The sequence below is a fragment of the Mycobacterium kyorinense genome, from assembly GCF_002101735.1.
Lineage (GTDB): Bacteria > Actinomycetota > Actinomycetes > Mycobacteriales > Mycobacteriaceae > Mycobacterium > Mycobacterium kyorinense.
In genome coordinates this window covers 73,779-93,898 of record NZ_LQPE01000010.1, presented here as the reverse complement: position 1 = coordinate 93,898, position 20,120 = coordinate 73,779, and the positions used below count along the sequence as shown (strand labels likewise).

At 65.8% G+C, this 20,120-nt stretch carries 22 protein-coding genes; 2 read left to right on the top strand and 20 right to left on the bottom strand.

What is annotated here, in order from left to right:
- The first annotated feature begins 89 nt into the window (after positions 1 to 89).
- Positions 90 to 338, top strand: coding sequence for a hypothetical protein (locus tag AWC14_RS02305; protein WP_139800162.1), 249 nt, complete (start codon positions 90 to 92; stop codon positions 336 to 338).
- Positions 339 to 515: 177 nt separating this feature from the next.
- Positions 516 to 1,097: a helix-turn-helix domain-containing protein gene (locus AWC14_RS02300; RefSeq protein WP_112650133.1), complete on the top strand. Its 582-nt coding sequence runs from the start codon at positions 516 to 518 to the stop codon at positions 1,095 to 1,097.
- Between the two features lie 88 nt (positions 1,098 to 1,185).
- On the opposite strand, the gene AWC14_RS02295 is transcribed toward AWC14_RS02300, so the two are convergent.
- The 20 genes from AWC14_RS02295 to AWC14_RS02210 form a co-directional block, all read right to left on the bottom strand.
- Positions 1,186 to 1,899, bottom strand: a complete 714-nt coding sequence (locus AWC14_RS02295; protein ID WP_235434837.1) for a hypothetical protein — start codon at positions 1,897 to 1,899, stop codon at positions 1,186 to 1,188.
- An 11-nt stretch (positions 1,900 to 1,910) separates the two neighbouring features.
- Entirely contained in the window at positions 1,911 to 3,746 is a 1,836-nt protein-coding gene (locus AWC14_RS02290) for a hypothetical protein (RefSeq protein WP_045377845.1), read from the bottom strand.
- Complete coding sequence (locus AWC14_RS02285) at positions 3,743 to 4,042, bottom strand: hypothetical protein (RefSeq protein ID WP_045377907.1); 300 nt, start codon at positions 4,040 to 4,042, stop codon at positions 3,743 to 3,745. Before AWC14_RS02285 ends, AWC14_RS02290 begins: the two co-directional genes overlap by 4 nt.
- 56 nt (positions 4,043 to 4,098) lie before the next feature.
- The gene (dnaB, locus tag AWC14_RS02280) at positions 4,099 to 6,195 is read right to left on the bottom strand and encodes a replicative DNA helicase (RefSeq protein ID WP_045377847.1); all 2,097 of its coding nucleotides are present in this window, start codon (positions 6,193 to 6,195) and stop codon (positions 4,099 to 4,101) included.
- Positions 6,192 to 6,554 (bottom strand): hypothetical protein, encoded by a 363-nt coding sequence (locus AWC14_RS02275; RefSeq protein WP_139800161.1) that lies wholly within the window; start codon positions 6,552 to 6,554, stop codon positions 6,192 to 6,194. Before AWC14_RS02275 ends, dnaB begins: the two co-directional genes overlap by 4 nt.
- Before the next feature lie 1,399 nt (positions 6,555 to 7,953).
- Positions 7,954 to 8,886, bottom strand: coding sequence for a DUF5131 family protein (locus AWC14_RS02270; RefSeq protein ID WP_052425566.1), 933 nt, complete (start codon positions 8,884 to 8,886; stop codon positions 7,954 to 7,956).
- A gap of 247 nt (positions 8,887 to 9,133) precedes the next feature.
- The gene (locus AWC14_RS02260) at positions 9,134 to 9,586 is read right to left on the bottom strand and encodes an XF1762 family protein (RefSeq protein ID WP_045377855.1); all 453 of its coding nucleotides are present in this window, start codon (positions 9,584 to 9,586) and stop codon (positions 9,134 to 9,136) included.
- Positions 9,586 to 10,410 (bottom strand): DNA adenine methylase, encoded by an 825-nt coding sequence (locus AWC14_RS02255; protein WP_235215883.1) that lies wholly within the window; start codon positions 10,408 to 10,410, stop codon positions 9,586 to 9,588. Before AWC14_RS02255 ends, AWC14_RS02260 begins: the two co-directional genes overlap by 1 nt.
- Positions 10,407 to 11,975: a DNA cytosine methyltransferase gene (locus AWC14_RS02250; RefSeq protein WP_045377861.1), complete on the bottom strand. Its 1,569-nt coding sequence runs from the start codon at positions 11,973 to 11,975 to the stop codon at positions 10,407 to 10,409. Before AWC14_RS02250 ends, AWC14_RS02255 begins: the two co-directional genes overlap by 4 nt.
- A 338-nt stretch (positions 11,976 to 12,313) precedes the next feature.
- Positions 12,314 to 12,508, bottom strand: a complete 195-nt coding sequence (locus tag AWC14_RS27925) for a hypothetical protein (protein ID WP_084029025.1) — start codon at positions 12,506 to 12,508, stop codon at positions 12,314 to 12,316.
- Positions 12,505 to 12,825, bottom strand: a complete 321-nt coding sequence (locus AWC14_RS02245) for a hypothetical protein (protein WP_045377864.1) — start codon at positions 12,823 to 12,825, stop codon at positions 12,505 to 12,507. The genes AWC14_RS27925 and AWC14_RS02245 overlap by 4 nt, the downstream gene beginning before the upstream one ends.
- A gap of 206 nt (positions 12,826 to 13,031) precedes the next feature.
- Positions 13,032 to 15,443: a DEAD/DEAH box helicase gene (locus AWC14_RS02240; RefSeq protein WP_045377867.1), complete on the bottom strand. Its 2,412-nt coding sequence runs from the start codon at positions 15,441 to 15,443 to the stop codon at positions 13,032 to 13,034.
- A complete protein-coding gene (locus AWC14_RS02235) occupies positions 15,440 to 16,378 on the bottom strand; it encodes an alpha/beta fold hydrolase (protein WP_052425568.1) in 939 nt (312 codons plus the stop codon). Before AWC14_RS02235 ends, AWC14_RS02240 begins: the two co-directional genes overlap by 4 nt.
- A 437-nt stretch (positions 16,379 to 16,815) precedes the next feature.
- Positions 16,816 to 16,998, bottom strand: coding sequence for a hypothetical protein (locus tag AWC14_RS27920; RefSeq protein ID WP_048892241.1), 183 nt, complete (start codon positions 16,996 to 16,998; stop codon positions 16,816 to 16,818).
- Positions 16,999 to 17,048: 50 nt separating this feature from the next.
- The gene (locus AWC14_RS02230) at positions 17,049 to 17,471 is read right to left on the bottom strand and encodes a hypothetical protein (protein WP_045377871.1); all 423 of its coding nucleotides are present in this window, start codon (positions 17,469 to 17,471) and stop codon (positions 17,049 to 17,051) included.
- On the bottom strand, positions 17,468 to 17,821 hold the full coding sequence (locus AWC14_RS02225) for a WhiB family transcriptional regulator (RefSeq protein ID WP_045377873.1): 354 nt from the start codon (positions 17,819 to 17,821) through the stop codon (positions 17,468 to 17,470). The genes AWC14_RS02230 and AWC14_RS02225 overlap by 4 nt, the downstream gene beginning before the upstream one ends.
- Positions 17,818 to 18,075 (bottom strand): hypothetical protein, encoded by a 258-nt coding sequence (locus AWC14_RS27915; RefSeq protein WP_045377876.1) that lies wholly within the window; start codon positions 18,073 to 18,075, stop codon positions 17,818 to 17,820. The genes AWC14_RS02225 and AWC14_RS27915 overlap by 4 nt, the downstream gene beginning before the upstream one ends.
- Positions 18,072 to 18,683: a hypothetical protein gene (locus AWC14_RS02220; protein ID WP_139800160.1), complete on the bottom strand. Its 612-nt coding sequence runs from the start codon at positions 18,681 to 18,683 to the stop codon at positions 18,072 to 18,074. Before AWC14_RS02220 ends, AWC14_RS27915 begins: the two co-directional genes overlap by 4 nt.
- Before the next feature lie 179 nt (positions 18,684 to 18,862).
- Complete coding sequence (locus tag AWC14_RS02215; protein WP_045377882.1) at positions 18,863 to 19,354, bottom strand: hypothetical protein; 492 nt, start codon at positions 19,352 to 19,354, stop codon at positions 18,863 to 18,865.
- On the bottom strand, positions 19,351 to 19,962 hold the full coding sequence (locus AWC14_RS02210) for a DUF1643 domain-containing protein (protein WP_052425570.1): 612 nt from the start codon (positions 19,960 to 19,962) through the stop codon (positions 19,351 to 19,353). Before AWC14_RS02210 ends, AWC14_RS02215 begins: the two co-directional genes overlap by 4 nt.
- Positions 19,963 to 20,120: the final 158 nt, after the last annotated feature.

Genomic DNA, 20,120 nt, shown 5'->3' with positions numbered 1-20,120 from the left:
CGGTGGCCGCTTTACGTCCATCACCGACACGATGACGAACCCAGCAACCGCGCTACACCACTATGCGGGACTCAACTGGGCTCGAGTCGGTGCAGGATGTATTGCTGAATGTTAGGCAGACCAGCGTCGCGAGCGAGCTGCTGGAGGCGTGCGTGCTCGATACCGAGCAGGCTCAGCTTTACCTGGTGGTTCCGCTGGCGGTTTTCGGAGCCGCTGCGACGCTTCTTGGCCGCCGGCGCCGAACCTTCTGGGCTGAGCTCCTGCCGTTTGTTCATCCTGATCCCTCTCGTGCTGATGATCCCGATTCTGCTGGTCTAGCTGCTGTGATGTCCTTTTAGTGGACGTTCATGATGATCATAGGTGGCACGTGCCTACCGTGCGGGTACCCGCGTGCGGCGTGTTGTCCACTTAGTGGGCATGTAATGCTCTTTAACGGCGCATTGCAGCTGGTCACTGCCAGTCGATACGGCGATCCTCGGCTACGATCTTCATCATCAGCCGGTGCGAAGGATTTAATGCGGATGGCGATTGAGAATCGGCCTCAGCCAGGCCGTGCCGTCGTGAGCGCCCGCGAAGCCGCCCGCATGCTGCGCCGAGACGTGCGAACAGTCCGTCGAATGATCCAAGCCGGCGACATCGAGGGAGGGGCGCACCTGGGGCCCAAACAGCGACGATGGTATGTCTACCTCGACCAACTCACCTCGACGTCTGGTCCAGCCAGGGTATTGCCGGTCGGGGGCGATCACGCCGGCGACGCGTCGCTGGACGCTGAGTTACGCGTTCTGCGGGCTGAAAACGACGATTTGCGGGCGCAAGTCGTTGCAGCAAACGAGGCTGCCCGGCTGATGATGGCCGCGCATGCAATGCTTTTGGAGGCCGTTGACCAGCATCGCGTATCGGCCGTGGAGATGGCCGGCGCAGCCGATGGATACCGAATGGCCGCCGAGGGTTACCAGGTGTCTGCCGAGCGTTACCGCCAGGCCGCCACGGGGTTTCAGGCCACGTCAGAAAGGCTGATGAGTGTGATCGCCCAGTATCGCGATGCGCTGTCGCAATTCACCACGCCCGGCAATCTCGGCTCGCTAACTGATGAGTGAGTGCAGCCGGGGCGGACTCCCTGCCGGATCCCCGTCTGGCGCATGGACATTGGATAATGCGCACATAACGAATCGCATTTGGCCCCGGTCATAGGCCTGGCACGAACTTTCGCAGTTCCTCGATTTGGTAGTCGATGCTGTAGGTCGGGGGCAGGTTCCAGCGCGGGACGATGATCTGCATGACAATTTGGTCGCTGAGCAGTTCGTAGAGTGTTTCGGTGTCCTCGGCCAGCCAGGCTTCCATTATGCCGCTGTCTGGCTGAATTTCGAGCTCTGCCTGTTCGGCTCCGCTGCCTTCGGGGATTCGTTTTGGATAGGCCTTGCCGTTGATGATGACAACGCCCTGGGTTTCCACGCCGACGGTTTGCGCCTCCACTGGCAGCCGTTCTGGCGGCGGCGGTGTCGGCAGCGGGGCTTCGGGCCGGGGAGAGTCGCGCCAGGAGGTTACCCGCTGAGGGGTGGTGCCGACTTGGCGGGCCATGGCCCGGATTCCGCCGGCGCGGTCGATGGCGGCCCAGCGCTCGAGCCACATGCGTTCGACGCCGGGTGGCATTGCGTCATGGCGTGCCCGGCGGGCGATGGTGCGCGCGGAGACCCGCGGCCGGCCGGTGTGTTGGGCGACGCGGCGGGCCATCTCGTTGCGGGCGCGGCGTGCGGCTTCGGCGCGGCGCAGTCGCTCGGGCGCTCGGGCCCACGCTCCTCGCATCTCGCGGTAGCGGCGTTCGGTCAACGCGTCCATGGCGGCCCGAAACCCTTCCCCCACAGGCTGTTCGGGAGGCTGTTCGGGCCCGGTCTGGGCCATGCGGGCGAATCTCATGCCGGTGTTGCCGCAGTGGTGGCCTTGATCCGATAGGAGCCGTTGGCGCGGGTACCGTCATCGCGAAGCGGGTCCTCGAGGACGCTGGTGTCTGTGTCGGCGGGGACGCGATAGAACCAGGCGTCGTTCAAGCATTCGTTGGGATATAGGTCGTGTTCCCGGGCGATTCGGGTGGCGTAGCGCAGGGCGCGCCAGCGGGTCAGGCCCTCGATCGCCGCGTACCAGGCCGGCTGCTGATGGTGCAGGTACGGGTACTTCCACGCGCCGGGCCCGACCGCGGCGAGCCGACCAAGGTAGCTGGTGTAGATGGCCTTGATCATTTCCTCGTAGTCGTCGCGGCCCTGCAGGCGTGCGGCGGCCAGCTTGGCCCGCAGCGCCCCTGCCCACCCTTTGAGCCATTGGTGCTGTTCGGGCCATACCCAGGCCGCCTCGATCTGGAGCTCAGCGACGGCGATGCCGGCGCCGCCGTTCTCGGTGGGTGCGATGAGCTGCTGGACATCGACAGTGGTGGCCCAGAAGGTGGTGGGCTTTTTCCAGGACATTCCGGGGTGCGGGACGGGCAGGCGGCGGTGCAGCCCGTCGAGGTCGTCGCCGGCGGGCACGCTGACCTTAAACATCCCGAACGGTGGGCGTTGCTGGTTGAATACGCCCGGATCCGGCCGCATCCATGCTGGTTTTCCGTAGCCGAGGTAGAGTCCCTCGGCCGAGGGCAGGTAGGCGGCCTGCTGGTCGAGCTCAACGTCGATGCCTTCGCCGAGTGAGCGGTGGCGTCGTCTCCAGCTGTCGGGGTTCCACCACGGAGACGGAAACCTGCCGTTCGGGGCGATCTCGGCCGGCAGCGGGCTCGGCAGCAGTGGGGGCGCTGTGCGGGAGTTCTTGGGCTTGGGGCGGGCCCGTTTCATCCATGCCTCGGCGATTTGTACGCCCACCCGTGACCAGCGGGGTGCGGGTAGTGCCCCTTCGATGCTGTGTAGCCATTCGATGCGATCGGCGAGCAGGTGCGCGGCCTCGATCTCGTCGTCGGGCAGTTCGGTGGGAGTGCCTGCGATGCCGATCACGCCTCGGTCCTCCGGACGCGACGGGGAGGGGTCGAGGTGGGTGAAGGGCATCAGCACGACGTCGGCCTCATGGCGAATCTCGGCGTCGTCAGCGCCGGGCCATTGGCAGGTGAAGAAACCTGATTTGTGGTACTTGATGGTGGCGCTGAAGAACTTTTCGACGGTGTCGGCCAGTGTGTCCTCGGTCAGCCCGTCGATGGGAAAACCTATGGCATCCAATGCTTCTGGGGTGATCCAGATTTGCGGTGCGCAATCGTCGGGCTTGTGTGCCCACTGGTAGTTCGCGGCGAGCTTGCCCAGGTCGCTGCCCTGGCTGAGTGGGCGTGAGATCACCAGGCCGGCAGGGGTGACGATGCCCTGACTGGTGGCGATGAGCGCGCGCCGGTCGGCTGCGGAGAAGTCGACGTCGTCCCACTGGCGTGAGCGCCGCGGCCATCCCGGGGATGCCTGCTCGTCGTCGGCCGCCGGCTCCGCGGTCTCTGTGATGGTGGCTGCGGGTTCGGTGGCCTTTCCGAGCCAGCGCTGCACGGTGGCCTCCCACCAGCCACGGGTGGCTCCCTGATCAGGGTCGCCGATCAGGACGTCCGCGTCGGGAAAGTCGGTGGGGATGCCTCGGCCGATACGTGCGACAACCTGCTGGCGTGAGAGCGCGACTATCGGCGATGACGCCGTGGTGGCGCGAGTTTCGATCAGAAACGTGACCACGTCGTCGACGTCGTCGCCCTGCTCGAGCAGCCACCGGCGACCATCCTCGGTGATCAGATAGGTGCTCATCCTCGGCTCCTCGTGTTGCGTTGGGTTGTTCGGGCCGGCGGCGGCACTTGGTTGACCAAGCCGGCCGGCAAGCGTCCGGCACGCCACTTGGCCCGCAGCCGCTCTACCGCGACTGCGGTGCGGCCCACGGCCAGCGCGGCCTCGGTCACCGTCAGCGACTCGTCGAGCGCGGCGCGCGCGTCGTCGATTGACCATGGGGTGCGCTGCTTGTCGCCGCCGGCGGTGCGTTGCGCCCGGTTCTCGGCGTAGCGGCGCCGTTCAGCCGCAGAGCGCCGACGCTTTTGTGATTCAACCAATTTGAGCAACCTTTGGCTCGCGCCGGAAATCGTAATCCCCATCGTATGCCCTCAGCCTAAAAAGGTACAGAGGTTGAGGGGTTAGCCATGTTGGCGAACCGCGACAGGTGCAATTGGTGGGCCAACGTAATTCGGCGGGTGGGCCCGTTGCGGTGTTTGGCCACGATCAGGTCGGCCTCGCCGCTGCGGGGATCGTTCGGGTCGACCAGATCCGGCCGGTGAATCAGGATCACGACGTCGCTATCCTGCTCGATCGCGCCGCTTTCACGCAGGTCAGATAGCTGCGGACGTTTATCGGTGCGTTGCTCTGGGCCGCGGTTGAGCTGGCTGAGCGCCACCACTGGCACCTCGAGCTCTTTGGCGAGCAGCTTCAGGCAGCGCGACAAATCCGACACTTCCTGTTGGCGCGATTCGTAACGGCGGCCCGAGGTCATCAATTGCAGATAGTCGACGACGATCAGTGACAGGTCGGCCTTCTGCTTGAGCCGACGGGCCTTGGCGCGGATCTCCATCATCGTGAGGTTGGCCGAGTCGTCGATATACAGTGGCGCATCGGAGATTTCGCCCATCAGCCGCGCCAGAGTCACCCAGTCGTTGTCGCTGAGATGCCCCGACCGCAGATTGGCCAGTTTGATCTTGGCCTCCGCGGACAGCAGCCGCATCACGATCTCGGACTTGCTCATTTCCAGCGAGAAGATCACGGCGGCGCGGCGGTGCTTAATCGAGCAGGACCGCAGCAGATCCAAGGCCAGAGTCGAGTTATGGGTAGGCACCATGGCCCGTCCCACCAGATACAGGTGGTTGGCGTTGTCGACCTGCACGCAGCGCACCGGCACCGGATGGCGGGCTTCCACGGCGACGATCTCGTGGGCGCCGCCAACGACGTCGATGCGCTCGCCCAACCGTCCTCGCGCGACGACATAGCCCAGTGATCCGAGTAAATCGATTGCCAGTGTCCGGTCTTGGGGAGCACGCCACCTTGGTGCGATCGAGAACCCGTCGCCGGCGCGCCCCCTGCGATCAGCGCCGCTGGCGTCCAGCAATCCGCGCAACATGTCACGACGCTGAGCCAGTGAGCCGCGCAGGTAGTGCCACACCGTGTAATTGCTGACCGCGCCCGAGGCTGTGGTTTCTCCGCCCAGCCAGCGCCCCACCGCATATGGCGATACCGCCAAGGCCGCGGCCGGCGGCAGTTCCACGGCCGCGGCCGCCCGCACACGATCGCCAGGCCGCAGCTGACTGCTGGTGCGTAACCCGGCGGTCGTGGGCCACTGATGTTCAGCGTCGGCGGTAATGACCGTGCCGTCACCGAAGGTGATGTCAAAGCAGGGCCGCCCCAGCATCACACCGGTGGCGGCAACCACCCGTGTCGGCTGACCGTCGGCACCGAGCAGCTGCTGGCCCACCCTGACGTCGCCCATGGTGGTCCAGCCCGCCGGTGTCGGCAGCGCCGTGTCCAACGCCAAGGCCTTGCCCACCCCGGGCCGCGCGGCCACCACCACCAACTGGCCCGGATGCAGCCCCTGGGTGAGTTCGTCGAGCTCGACGAAACCGGTAGGCACGCCAACGTTGAGGGCGCCCTGGCTGGACAACGCATCAATGTCGTCGAGCGTCGACTGCAGCAGATCGCCCACCGCGACGTAGTCCTCGCTGAGCCGCTGCTCGGTTACGCCGTAGATCTCGGCCTGGGCGCGATCGACAACCTCGCTGACCTCGGCGCCCTCCGCGCCGGCATAGCCGTACTGCACGACCCGGGTTCCGGCTTCCACCAGCCGCCGCAGTATTGCCTTCTCAGCGACAATTCCGGCGTAGTACCCCGCGTTAGCCGCCGTGGGAACCAACGCGATCAACGTGTGCAGATACGGTGCGCCGCCGATGCGGGCCAGCGCGCCGCGCCGATCGAGCTCGGCAGCGACCATTACCGCGTCAGCGGGTTCCCCGCGGCCGTACAGACCCACGATGACATCGAAAATCACCTGGTGATTCGGTCGGTAAAAATCATCCGGCCGGATCCGCTCGACGACATCGGCGATCGCATCCTTGCTCAGCAACATTGCGCCGAGCACAGACTGTTCAGCCGCCAGATCCTGCGGCGGTTGGCGACCAATGTCACCACCAACAGCAGCGGGTCGATCAACCCCTACGACGCTCATGCGGCACACTTCCTGCGCGACAAAATCTCTCGGATTTCCGCAAGCGCCGCAGCGCGTACTTCCGCGCTTGCACACACGACCGCCGGCTTGAAGTCGTCTGGCGGCGCAATCGGGCCGCAGGCCTCGACCGCCGGGGTCGCCGGCAACTGCGCGAGCCGAAATGCCAAGAAGCCAGCCGGGTTAGCGATGCGGTCTGGCCAATGCCAGCCCCGCTCGCGCATCGTGGCATTCATCGCCGAAACCAGCTGGTTGCCGGTCCAATCGGCCAATCGAAGATGGCTGCGCTGCAAAACATCACACCAGCGGCCTGGGTGCGCTGTGCGCAGACCGACGCAGTGCGCGGCCAGATACGCCGCCAAGCGTTGGGTGTGTAAGTTGCGCGGCTCGGTCTGTTGTGGGCGCCGACCCCGTCGCGGATTTTTGGTTGGTGAGTGATTTTCCCGGCGGCGCCGAGGGGCGCCGCTTGGAGAGTTCTTACCAGCGTGACAAACACGCTGATAAGAACTACGAGAGGGAAGGGCGCAAACCTGTGTGCGCCGACTCACCAGATGCCACACCGACGGCCGGTTACGGCGGCCGCCAGCATGACCGTATCCACGGGAAGCCTCCATGGCCCACCCGGCGGCAGCCAGGATGCGCCGTGCAGTCTGCACAATGCGCACACACACGACGGCCGAGTCGGCGATCCGCGCATTCGTCACCGCCACATTGCGTCCGCTAGCCCCGTCGGCGAAACGTGCCAGCACCCGCACCACTCGGGCGAATCGGGCGGCGCTCAAATGTGCAGCGCGCAGCGCCGCCCGGCCCTCCTCGGTATCCGCCCACGCAATTACCGACGCGATCCACACGCGCCGCGAGAGCCACTGCGGCACCGCAGCCGGCACCGCGGCATGCTGCTCAAGCCAGGCCGCGAATTCTTGCCGGCGCGCGACCCGCACAGTCACAACCGGCCCGTCCCCGCTGGTCAAAAGGCCGCCAGGGGACCATTGCGGCGTGTTTCTTGAATTGCTATCAGGGTATGACTTACCCTGAGACCGGCACCCGTCCAAGGTGAAAGTCCCTTCGGTTCGCGAGGGGCACCGAGATATCGAGTTGGCGCTCGAATCTCACAGGCCCGGAGGTCGCGCTCCGGGGATCGCTACAACTTGCTATCCCAACCCCTTCGGGGGTTGGCCTGTGATGGCAGCCCCTCTATGTAGTTGTTCTGTCCTCGCGGCCAGCGATGCCGGCCGCGTCAGTTAGTAAGGTCGGCTCCTTTCTCGAACGGCGATAAGTCGTCATCGCACCCATGCCCTTGGGTGGTGACTGATCGACATGAGCCAGACGCGGTGAATGCCGATGCGGCCTCTTGGTTGATACGGCAAGCGGCGCAAAGGAATTGCCGTGCCCAGCGTATCGACGAGCAGCGTTGATCGCCCGAGCGCGCAAGCTGCAAAGCGAACACCGCGGAGCGGCAATGGCTTTCGTGGACCAGAACAAGACGCATCGCATGCGCGGTCATGGGTTGGTCCTGCCGCTGGTATTGGAATAGCCCGTAGTGCTGCGACATTGAGCCGCCACGATCAGTGAACAACCTGACGGCCCGCCGCCTACCGGCCTCCCGAGTGTGGACATTTACACACCGGGATGGTCGCACGACAATGCGCGGGTACCCGCGCACGACACGCGGAGGCCGCCTGAGATTCTTGTCGCCGGTCCAGTCCCCGCCGACTCTGCGGCGACCACATTCAAGGTAGACAAACGGTCGATTGACGGCCATCACGACACCTCGGGGAATTGCCGCGGAAACGGTTCCGGCCAGTCGGACGGCTCAGCTCCTTTGCCGCTGCAGCCCCACTGGCGGGCAAGCACCGACCCGGCCTGCTTGAAGTAAAAAGCCACGCCAGCAGCAGCACACTGGTCGCGCAGAAGGCGAGCCCACTTAAGATCCATCGGCCGCGCTCTGGGCCCTGATTCCCCACCCACGATCACCCAATCGATCCCGGTGAGATCAAGGCTCGTCAGCGGGCCAAGCAACGGCTCCAGCGAGAGAAACCGCACAGCGGCAGGGATGGCCCGCAGAACATCAGCTCGCCAGCAATAATCGTCCGATTCGATCGACGTGCCGACCCAAACATTGGGAAGGGGCCACGGTGGTGACCACAGGTTGTCGCGGTCAGCCTTGATGATGGTCCACCTGCAGCCGCGCCCCGAGTCGCCGGCCACCCGTGCGCCACCTAAATCCAGGCGCCACCGGCCCAGGTGCGCGGGTGTTCTGGCGATGATCTCGGTTGCCTCGCGCGCCACCGCGGCAACGAAATCTCGGTCCGCCAGCATCTTCGCCAACCGCCGCGGCCGCTTAGTCAGAACTTGGTACTCATGGCGCGCTGTAAGCGCCATGACCGCCCAGATCCGTGCTAGTGCAACGCTGCTGACGTGCACATGTCCGACGTCCGACATGCTGTTAACAAACACCCTTCGTGGTGTTCGCCAACACAACGGCTCATCCATGACTCTGGGATGGACGGTGACACCGAACCCCGGTCCGCTGGTGCGGGGATCGCCGTCGACCTGATACTTCGCGGACCCCATCGCCTTCAGACGCTTAGCCAGCGCCAACGCATAGCAGTGATCGCACCCGGGCGAGATCCGATCACAGCCGGTCGTCGGATTCCATGTCGACTCGGTCCACTCGATGCCCGATGCGCTCATGCGGACCTCCTGATGAGGGCGGCGGGCCTCACCCATTGCTCGCGAATTGTCTCGAGGTACTCGTCGGCCGTAACCTCGGGCGAAATCGTTTCGGGCAAAGGCGCATTGAGTACTACAGAGCCGGCCGCATCTTGAACCGATGGTGCCGCCGTGGCGGCGCGGCCGGGTGCCGGGCGGAGGCGAAAGCACAGTCCGCTGTGCCGCGCCATGGCGGCCACGAGATCGGCGACGGTGAGTTGGTCAGGCATCACACCGCCTCCCATAGCGTCCGCTGCACGTTATGTTCGGTGGTGTGGATCCGTGGGCGGCCGGGCATATTCCACCCCTTCCGAGGCTTTCGCTCGGCGACTACACGCCACCCGGCGGCGCGAAGCGAGACACCAGACTCGCTCGCCAGCGTGTAAGTGATCAGTCGCCGATAGCCCAGCGCCTTGGCAGCGCGCCACGCGGCGCCATAAAGCATCGAATTAGCATTGCGGGGCAAGCCTTTCGTGCATGTTCGATTCACCTCAAGAGTCCAGCCGTCATCGAAAAGTCGCGCCACAGGACGACCGACCATCGCGACGCCCACAATTTCGCCGCCGCGGGCGACTCCGATGCTGAACTTGTGACCGGTCGGCGCCGGATGGTGCCGGTGATGACAACCGACGAAGTCAACCGCTTCATCGAAAGTGACGGGACACAAGTAGAGGTCAGACATTAAACCGCCTCCAGGTCGAACAGCGACGGGTGGCCTAACGGCCGGTTAGACCAGATGACTTCAGTGCGGGCTTGATCGCAGCGTGCATGTCCGCTCATGGTTGGGATTTCGATTCGCCACCATCCGCCGAGCGCGGCATCGTAGAGCTCGTTGGAATAGCCACTGACAACGACGGCGGCCCGGGCCCCGAGCAGAGCCTCGAGCAACTCGGTGTGCTCCGACTTGCTGGTCATCTCGAATCGATAGTTGCGGTGCCGCGTGCTACCGAGGTACGTCGGATCGACGTAGAGGCAGACCGCCTCGAACGTCCCGTAGGCCGCGATTACCTCGAGAGCTGGGCGGCATTCGAGACCAACCTTGTGCAGGCGCTCGGCCGCGGCGGCCATGCGCTCGACGTAGGCCTCGAGGTAGCCGGGCATCGACGTATGTGTGCCGGATGGGTCGATGTAGTAGCGCCAGCCGGTCTTACGCAGCGTTCCGGTGCGGCTCTGGCTGATCTGTACCCAGACGCGGCGTGCCCGCTCCAACTCATCGAGAGCATCATCGAACGATGTCGCTGCCGCGGCGTGCTCAGCCCGTGAATGCGGCGTCAGCGCGCAGACCCGGGCGAGTTCGGTTGGCCGGTCGCGCAGCACGCGCCAGAAGCACATGAGGCCGCCGTCGATGTCGTTAACTGTTTCAATCCGGCTCGGCGGTTTGGCGAGCAGCACTGCGAGGCTGCCAGCGAATGGTTCGACGTAGTGCTCGTGGGGTGGTAGCAGCGCGGCGATCTTCGCGGCGAGCCGTGTCTTGCCGCCGAAATAGGCCATAGGTGGTGCAGTCACAACGCAACCCCCAGCGATTCCGCCACCACGCCGATCAGATCCCGTGAGCACGGCGGAGTTACGGCCGCGCCGGCCTGGCGAACCTGAGCCCGCTTGTTGCCTTTGAGGATGTAGCCGCGCGGGAAGTCCATTGCCGCCGAGATTTCATGTGGCTCCAACATGCGGAACAGGACATCGTTGATGTCGAGAGTCGCGCAGGTGAGCAACGATTGATGGCCGCGCGTGGTGATAGTGCGGGCATACTCGCTTACTGGCGTGATCATCTGAGCTGGGTTGCCACGTGCGGTGTTGTGTCGCATCAGCAGCGCGTGTCGGTCCACCGCAGTGACAGTCGGCAGGGCAGCGTCGGTTGACCTGCTCGTGCCATTGCCGTAGTAGGTCATTACCAGGCCGTGATGGTTGCCGGACGCTGTCACGGTGGATAGCGCTGCTGAGACCGGGCGGTGCTTGCTTCCCCCTCCGCGCAGTTCTGCGATGAACGCGAGCCCGTCATTTTCCCGCGTAGTGCGGGCCGGCATCGGCTCACGAGCAGAGGTCGGCTTGTCACGCCAGGTGCCACCACACGGCACCAGCAACGCAGTTTCGTTGCGGCTCGTCATGGTGCGGGCGGAATCAGCGACTGGGCGGGCGGCGGTCTCGCCGGCGCGGCCTTCGACCGGCACTAATAGCGGCGCCCAATACTTCTGGATGCCGGCTTCGACCCGAGCCATGGTCCTCGGGGCCAGCGGCGACAAGACCACCTCACCGGTCGTCTTGTTCTTGAACTCCCGCAACGGCTTATCGCCGATCCGCTGGCCCTGGATCGCCCAGTCGATGGCCTCCGCGGCCGGCCGGTAAAACGGCTCAACGACTCGATGACATCCGGTCCGGGAGCAGGTATAGATGTATTGCGCCCGATACCGCCCCCAATGAACCGGCTTCTTCCATACCTGCCGAGAATCGACCTCGCCATGGTCGGGGCACACGGCCCGCGGCCGCAGCACCCGATCCAAGTCTGGTGGACGATTTCCGTTGCGCCATAACACAATGTAGATCCGATCCCGCGACTGTGGCGCGCCGGATCCGAAGACCTGGGCATGCATGGAATTCAGGTAGAGGATGCGGTGGTTGTAGCCGATGGAATCCATTGCGGAAAGCCACGCGCGGAATGGCCGCCACAACGCGACCTCGACGACGTTTTCTACGATCACCGCTTGATATTCGTGGTGCTCAGAGAAGCGCACCACGTCCCACATCGTGGCCCGCGAGCGCTCTGCAGCCTCTTCGGGCAGCGTGTCGCCAAACAGGTCGGGCTGTTGCAAATCCGTGCGCTTCTTTCCCTGGGCGGAACTATGATGCGTGCAGCTCGGGCTCGCCCACAGAGCGTCGGTGCGTGGGAAGAGGCGGGGGTCGATTTGGGATAGGTCGGCTTGAATATGATCTGTCTCAGGGTGATTCGCCGCGTGTGACTCAATGGCCAGGCTCCAGTGATTGGAAGCGACCCGGACTTCGATGCCCGGCACCGACACCGCGCCGGTCGATGAACCGCCGGCTCCGGCGAACAGGTCGGTCAACGTCAGCGTCATGAGTCACTCCTCCTCGAAGAGGGCTGCGCGGTGCGCGACCAGTAGGTGGTCGCCGAACGACACTGTTTGCGGCACGCGGATGTGGTGGATGACAGCGCCGCCTACGAGCGCTAATCGAGCGTGGTGACGTGGATCCCGCCAGCCGCAGTCATCGCCTGGCGGTGCGTTACACACCGAACAGGTGTGGGCCAGCGCCGCGACAACTCGAGGGTCGCTGCGGTCAAGCAACCAATCCAGTTGTCCTACCGCAACGCCATACGTGCGAAAGCCGCTGCCGGGGCGTGGGTTCCGAGCTTCAGCCGCCGACGACAGCGGCACGTTGAACTGCAGGCCTACGCTCATTGGGTGGGCTCCGCCATAGCGGCGGCGAGACGTAGCGCCGCGATCAACGCGTCGACGGTTTCGGTGGTCACCGTTTGGGTCCCGACGTCGATGAGGCGGCCGCCGACATCGACATAGCAACCGCCGCAGCGGATCCGCCGCACCAACCCTCGAGCGGTAACCGTCTCGGCAACACTGACAGACGCGCTCACAGCGGCCTCACCGACCGCAAAATGTCACCGGCCATCGCGATCGGTGCCCCGCACGACCGGCAGGCCGGGCGCCCGCAGCGCGATAGCCGCCGCGCAAACACCGCCGCTGACACCCGCAATGTCGACAGACAGTGGCCACACACGATCAGCACCACGTTGCCCAGCTCGTTGACCCCGCTGCAGCAGCAGTGGTCGACCGCATGGAATTCGGCCACATACCGGGCGGGCCGCGAACAACCGTGGCCGCACTGGCAGGTGATCACCGACCAATCCAGCCCGGCCAACTCGGCCGGCACCGCGTTACCCCCGGGCCTCACCGCTCGGACCTCGCGGTGTCCCGCTGGCTGTCGACGCGTCGGCTGGCCACTGCGATGGGCGGCCCATCGGGGACCACGGCAGCGTTCTGCTCCATGCGGCCAGGGCACCGCCTGCCTGTGCTCCTACACATGGCGATCGTCCTTTCTGACAGACCCGGTGAGGTCTGTCTTGCAATAGCGGCACTGGGTATGGATGTGGTGGGCGGTCATCGGGGTGCACCTTTGAGTCCCGGCGCGGCAGGCGCTGACCAGCTCCAGCCGGGCAGCGCTTCGAGCGCCGCAACACGATGCGCGGCAAGGGTTCCGGCGCGCTCGGCGCTGCGCTGGTTATCGACCCATTTGCCGAGTGGATCCCCGCCAGCGGTGCGGTAGTTGCGGGGCACACGCAGGTGACCGTGCTGGGCGGCGAAACGGGCCAACTCGGCCAGCCCGGCGCACCACCGGGCTTCCAGCAGGTCCCACTGCCATCCGGGCAGCGACTCCAATGCCGCCGTCCGCTGCGCGTCGAGCTGGCCGCGCGCGTGCGCGTAGCGCTGCTTGCTGACCCACTCCCCGAGCCGGTAGCCCTGCTCGGTGACGTAGTTTTGCGACGGGCTGGCCTGCCCGGTGTCGGCGGCGAACTCCGCCAATTGCGCGAACCCGTACTCCCAGCGTTGCCCGGCGGGCCGCCATTGCCATCCGGGCAGCGACTCGAGTGCCGCCGTCCGCTGCGCGTCGAGCGTGCCGGCGGCGTATTCGCGGCGCTGATCACTGGCCCACTGGAACAGCAAAAACCCGTCATAGCAGCGGTGGTCGCGCGGGATGCGGGTGTGGCCATGCTCGCCGGCGAAGCCCGCCAGCTTGTCGAACGCGTCGGCCCAGGCCGCCTCGTGCAGATTCCACACCCAGCCGGGGGTGGAATCCAGCGCGGCGATCCGTTCGCCGGTGAGCTGGCCGCGGCGGCGCCGCTGCCCACGCACCCACGCCCCCAGCGGGTACCCCGACTCGGTCACATACGATGCGGGCACGCGGGTGTGGCCGTGCTCCTCGGCGTAGGCATGCAGTTGTTCGAGCCCGAAATCCCAGCCCGGAGACAGCAGCCGTAACGTTTCCACCTGCAGGGCGGCCAGCACCGCGTCCGCAGCCAGGCCGCCGCCGACGTCAACCACCTCCAGCCGCCCCCCACCGACGTGACCGCCCCCATGACTGCAGTCCGGTGTGTGCCGGCGCCGACGCGCACCGCGGCGCAGCTCGGCCACCAGCTCGGCGTCCTGGTCGGCCAACGCCAACAGCGTGCGATACACGTGCCGAAAACTCGAGGACGCCACCTGCTGCGCGACATCCGGACCGCCGGCCTCGAGGAACACCGGCAATACGATCACCGCTGGCTCCGGGCGGGACGGATCCACCCGCAGCGCCCGCCCCACAGATTGGATGATGTCGATCTGTGAACTGCGGGGGCTGGCGAACACCACACCGTCGAGTGCGGGAACGTCGACCCCCACACCCAGGCAGCGAACATTGGACAGCACCGCCCACCGGTCGCCGCCAGGTTCGGCCAGCACCGCTAAACACTCTGCGCGCCGCCGCGCACTCGTGGTGCCGTCGATGTGCATGGCCACCACCCGGTCGGCGAGCTCGTCGCCGGCCTGCGCCAGCGTATCGGCGAGCCCGCCGCTGAACCGCCGCGACGCCTCAACACTGTTGTGAAACACCATGGTTCGCCGCAGTCCGTAGGTGCGGGCCGCCGAGGCGACCGCCAGCTGTGTGGCGACCTGATCCGTCGACACCACCCGGCCGCCGATGTTGATCGGCTGCAGTGGACCGATTGCTGCCCGCACCTCGGCGTCGGTGACCGTCACCACCGCCACCACGTAGTCCGACAGCAGCCGCGCGTCAATGGCCGCCCGCACCGCCAGCGGCGCCACCACCGGCCCGAACGCGCCGGGGTCGTCCATGCACAACGCGCCAGCCGAGCGGCCGCGAATCCGCGGAGTGGCCGTCAAAAAGATCCGCACCGCCGCCGGAACCTTGCTGTCGTGCACCACTGTGGCGAAAGCAGCCTCGAATTGCCCTGCTGCGCAGTGCGCCTCGTCAGCGACCACCACATGCCACGGCGCCAACCCGTGATCGCGGTGGGCTTCAGCGATGCGGGGGCTCGACTGATAGGTCGCGAACACCACAACCTGCGGATCGGTCGGGCGGCGGATCTGCTGCTGCTCCCGTGTAACCCAGCCCGCCAGCGCCGCCGCACTAGTCGACACCGGAACATGCAAATCCGTGCTGGACACGCTGCGGTCATGGCACAACACGAACACCGCCAGCGGCCGGGCGCTGTGGCGCACCCAGGCCCGCATCGTCTGCGCCAGCAACGCCACTGACGGCACTAACACGAGAATTGCCGACCGACCATGCCGCCCCAGATACTGGGCAAGGCGTTGCCCGAGAAGGGTTTTGCCGGTGCCGCACGGCAACGCGACCGTCACCCGATCGTGTTCGCCGAGATGACGCATCGCCTCGGTGAACGCCGCCTGTTGATGCGGCCGTAGCGCCAACGACACCGCCGTAGCCGGCCCACCGCCCTCACCGGCGGCGGTGTCCTCGAGCCTCAGCGGCAGCAGCTCCGCAGTCGCGGTCATGATGCGGCCCCCGCGGCATCCGGCATCGGCTGTGCGGTGTTGTGCCCGCCCTGCGACGCGTCACAGCTATTGCCCCAGATGACAGCATCGATGGCGTTGGTGATCACCTGCGGCGCTTCCTGCAGCAGCATGTGCCCAGCCCCGGCGATCTGCACCAAGGTGGCGCCCCCAATTCCGGCGGCCAGATCACGGGCGTGCGACGGCGGTGTCAACAAATCGGCGTCACCAGCGACGACGATGCACTTCGCGGTGATGCCCGCCAGGGTCGAATACTGGTCGTAGCCACGCAAAGACCGCAGAAAACCAGCCTTGGTGGCTAGCGGTGTAGCGTTGATCGCCCCGGCGGCAACCTCGACCAGCGCCGCCCTCCCCATGCCGCCGGGGCCGTACCCGCACCGTGCCAGCTGCCGCCAGATCGGCCTGGCAACAGCCCGAACAGCCCCATCGCAGCCCGCTGGTGCCCGGCGCACCAGACCATAGGCAATGTCGACGGCAGGTGTGGCGAGCAGCCGCCCCAACCCCCGCTCGGCGAGCCTGCCTGCAGCGGTGGCGACAAGAACCAGCCCCTTGGGCTCGACCGGACGATCACACGCGGGTCGGCCCAGGTAGGCCAGCGCGGTCATGCCGCCCAAAGAATGACCCACGAAACAAACCCGGCCTCTAACCCCAAGAGCCACCTGCAACTCGGCGAGATCCGCGGCGAGCCGCTCAACGGTGTAGGTGTTCATCAGCGCTTGCCCGGAATCGCCGTGGCCGCGGTGGTCGTAGGCGATGATGCGAATATCGGTGCCCCACCGGCGGAGCAGTTCCCTGATCTGAAGGCTCCACGAGACGCGGTTCAAACAGCAGCCATGCAGTAAAACCACTGTGCGCGCCGCCGTGCACGAACCGTACTCACGCACCGACAGCGCCACCCCATCGCTGGTGGTGACCACCTGGCTTAGCGGCGCAGGCCTGGTGCCGCGGATTTCGGCTCGGGCGGCGGCTGGCCTCGATGCACGAGAGCCCCCAAGCGGCGGCGTGTAATCGAAACCTGTTGCGTTGGCGAACATTTAGCACACGCACCCCGTCATATGCCCAGGGCAGCCAGCGGCGTGAGCATCCCGCGGTGCTCGTCGCCCCGCATCGACAAGCGTGCGCCAACCGTCATTTGGGGCAGCCCAGAACCGGTACACGCCGCCGCAGCCGAGCCTGTGAACAGTGACCGCTACCACGTCCGGGTATGTGGTGACGCCACGCACCCGGCCCCGCTGGGGGTCACGGGCCGACAAAATATGGTTCGGCACCAAATCCTTGGCAGCGCAAGCCTTCCCGCGAAGAGAAGGGGCCATCAGCGGCACAGCGTCAGGGCCCCGGTAAACGGGTAGCGTGGTCACGACGCTGCCCTCACCGCTGGCGGTTCGCCGGTCAACAGATGGATCGTGTGATCACGCCTGGCCGCCTTGTGTGCCCGCACATACGCCACCAGCGCCCAGCGCAGCGACTCGATGTCACCGACAAGGCCGGCGTGACTGGGGATGCTGTCCCAAACCCCGCAAAGCCGGCGTGATCTCATCACCCCAGCTGGCCCTGTGGTTGTCACCGCAGCGCCAAAAAGGTGGCATGTCACAGCAGGCCCTCCTTCAAGGTTGGGGTGATGATCGGCCGGCCAGCGCCGGCACCGCAGGACACGAAGTCCTCGCCCAGGCCGTCGACGTCGTCGCCGCCGCATACCCACAGCACTCCACGCGCGCCGGTTCCGCGAAGCCCGGTAATCAGGCCGCTGTCCTCAAGGACACGCAACTGCCGGTAGATGCTTTTCGTGGTGCGCCGGGCGCGGGTCCGATAACGGCCGGGCTGGTCGTCGAGGACCGCGGCCGCCTGGCTCCACCGGGTTGCGTATTGACACACCGGATTGCACGGCACATCAACGACCACATCCTTGGCGGGCAGGCGGGCGGCCAGCGCGCCGGTGGTGATGGCGCCGGCGCGCTCGATCTCCTCAAGCAGTAGGCTGCGCAACTGGACAGCATCCAAAACGGCGGTCATGCCATGCCTCGCCTGAGCCGGCGCCGCTCCCGCTCCGAAAGCCCACCCCAGATCCCGAACCGCTCGTCGTGGGCCAACGCATACTCCAGGCACTCCGTCTTGACCTCGCAGCCTTGACAGATCCGCTTGGCCTCACGGGTAGATCCCCCCTTCTCAGGGAAAAACGCCTCAGGATCGGTCTGGCAACAAAGCGCACGGTCCTGCCACTGGCAGTCATCGTCCGCGGGCAGCAAGCCGGCAAATCCGGAAGGGATAAGCGCCCAACCTCGCCGGCCACCACCTGGGAACGAGCCATCCGACCCCGCTGGCACAGTGGTGCCACGGCGTTCACCATCACAGGAGGCGGTCATGCTGAGGCCTTCGTGAAAGCACATCCATCGCCGACGAGTTCGACGCCGCTACCGGCACATACCGCCCATCCAGCCCGGACCATGTCGTCGCGGACACTGTCACTGGGCTCAAACCGCGCCATCGCCGAGATCTCGTCATAGGACAGCACCCGGTCGTAGCTGTACCAGGCATATGGCCGGTTATCGGGGGCGATCAAAAGCCAGCCAGGATGGGCCGCACCGGGTGTCGTGCTGCCAGCCGTGTCAGTGTTCATCGCCGGCCCTCCAGTTGCCGGTGTGTATCAACGGGGACTTCAGCGACGAACCGCAACGCCAGCACAGCAATCCCGTACGCCGCCAAAACCACCTTGCGCATCTGCTCGTCAGGCTCGATGTCCTCCGAAACCAGTGCCGCACATAGCTGCTCGTGCCGGCACCGGATAAACCCCCGACCCTCATGCGCCGAAACCAATGGCTTAGCCGGCTGGCCCAACTGAACCGTTTTCGACACCGCGGCCTGCATAGCGAGCCGGTCACGGGCATCCGACAGTGCATGTGGTTCGAGGTCGACGATGAGCCGCAAAGCCATTGCGCCGACCTGCACTGCCTCGGCACGGGCATGCTCAATCATGTTCGCGCGGACCGCGTCTGTGAGCTCATCGAGTTCCTCCTCGAGCACCGACACGGCTTCTGGCAGGGAATGAAACCGGTCAGGAAACCGCGTCCGGGAACGCCGCAACTCGGCGAAAACGAGCTCACCGGCGCGACAGTGAGCATCATGGCGAGCCGTGTCCCGGTATGCGGATTTGGTTGGCGAAAAAGCCCGCATATCAAGCCGCCTTCCGCGCCGAAGCCGGTCTAATAACAGCAGTGCACGGACCACACGCAGGCTCCTCGCGCAACCGCCAGCCACCCATGCACGCGCCGCACGGCGCAAGATGCTCAAGGCACACCACCTGCCCGTCGAAAAACACCGGCTCGCCCGGCAGATGCCCGCAAATCAAGCACCGCGTCTCGACGCTTTCAGAAATCAGTAGTGACATCGGCGTGCTTCCTGTCCGCTCACTTATCGGATGGTGTTGTCAGCAACATGTGCTGCACAGACGTGACATCGGGGCGTGAAAGCGCATGCGCACGGCTGTGAAAAGGTTGCCGCACAACAGCGAAGGCAGCGGCGAACACTCCTGCCGGCCAACGACCTGCACGGCCCGCCGCCACGCGACCAGGCCTGCGTGACTGGCGGCTACCGGCAAGCAACTGCTGCCACACCTCAAGACTTTCGCGCAGCTGCGCGGTTGAGCGCGGCTGCAGCACCGCAGCGCGCACATAGCGATACCGGATACCGAAATCGAGCATGAGAACAGCAATTTGGGCCTTCAAGACGGCGTCGGCCGTATACACCGCGGCAGTGCGGTCGTAACCGATTTGCGGTGGGGTGGGAAGCTGCGGCAACAGCTCGGCCACCAAAGGCCCAGGCAGGCCACTGCGGGCCGCGACTTCGACCTCACTTAACCAGGCCACCGACAACCCGGCGCACTGTGCAGCGGCGTTCATGCGGCGTACCCCAGTAGCTGGGCCCAATGCGGGTCATCGGCGTAACCCCATACCGGGCATTCCCGCGAAACCGGTGCGGTGGTTAAGCATTCGGGTGCCGTCGACGTCGGCACGTAGAGCGGATGGCTGGGCTGTCCACCAAGCGTCCAGCCCAGCACGGCCAATGACCGCCGGTGTTCAATGCAGAGCCGCCACAACAGGACCGCGACATCGTGGGCGCGGCCAGGCTCGGCGCCCGCGCCCCACGCCATCACGGTGAGGTCATTGTCGGCGCAAACCGCGGCAAGGTGCGCATCGTTGTCAGGCCCGATCGGGTCGTCCTGATCATGCAGTGCGGCAGGAGTTTTCGACACGAACCCATACAGGTTTGCGATGTCGATGCCGCCATAGCCCCAGGCGCGGGCGAAACCGATGGTTCGCCGCACGGTGGGGTCGTCGCGGTGCTCGTTGGCATCGGAGCTGTTGAGCATCACCCAACCCAGCCTGGGCTGGGTGGAGTCCCATACCCGCACCAGCCGGTAGCGGTAGCGCCGGCACGGGCTAAACACCGCCCACGAATCGCGCGCAGCAGCGCGGGGAAACGGCAGATGCAGCTGAAGGTCGGTCATTAGTCGGCTAGGCATCACAGTCCTCCAGGTGCGCCCGGTGTGTACTCCAGGCCGCGGCTTGCGACGAGCACGGCGGGCCGCTCCATCCGCATTCGCAGTCCACCCACCAACCGCTCCACTTGGCTGCATCGTCGTCGCTGCTGACCGCGATGCCGCCA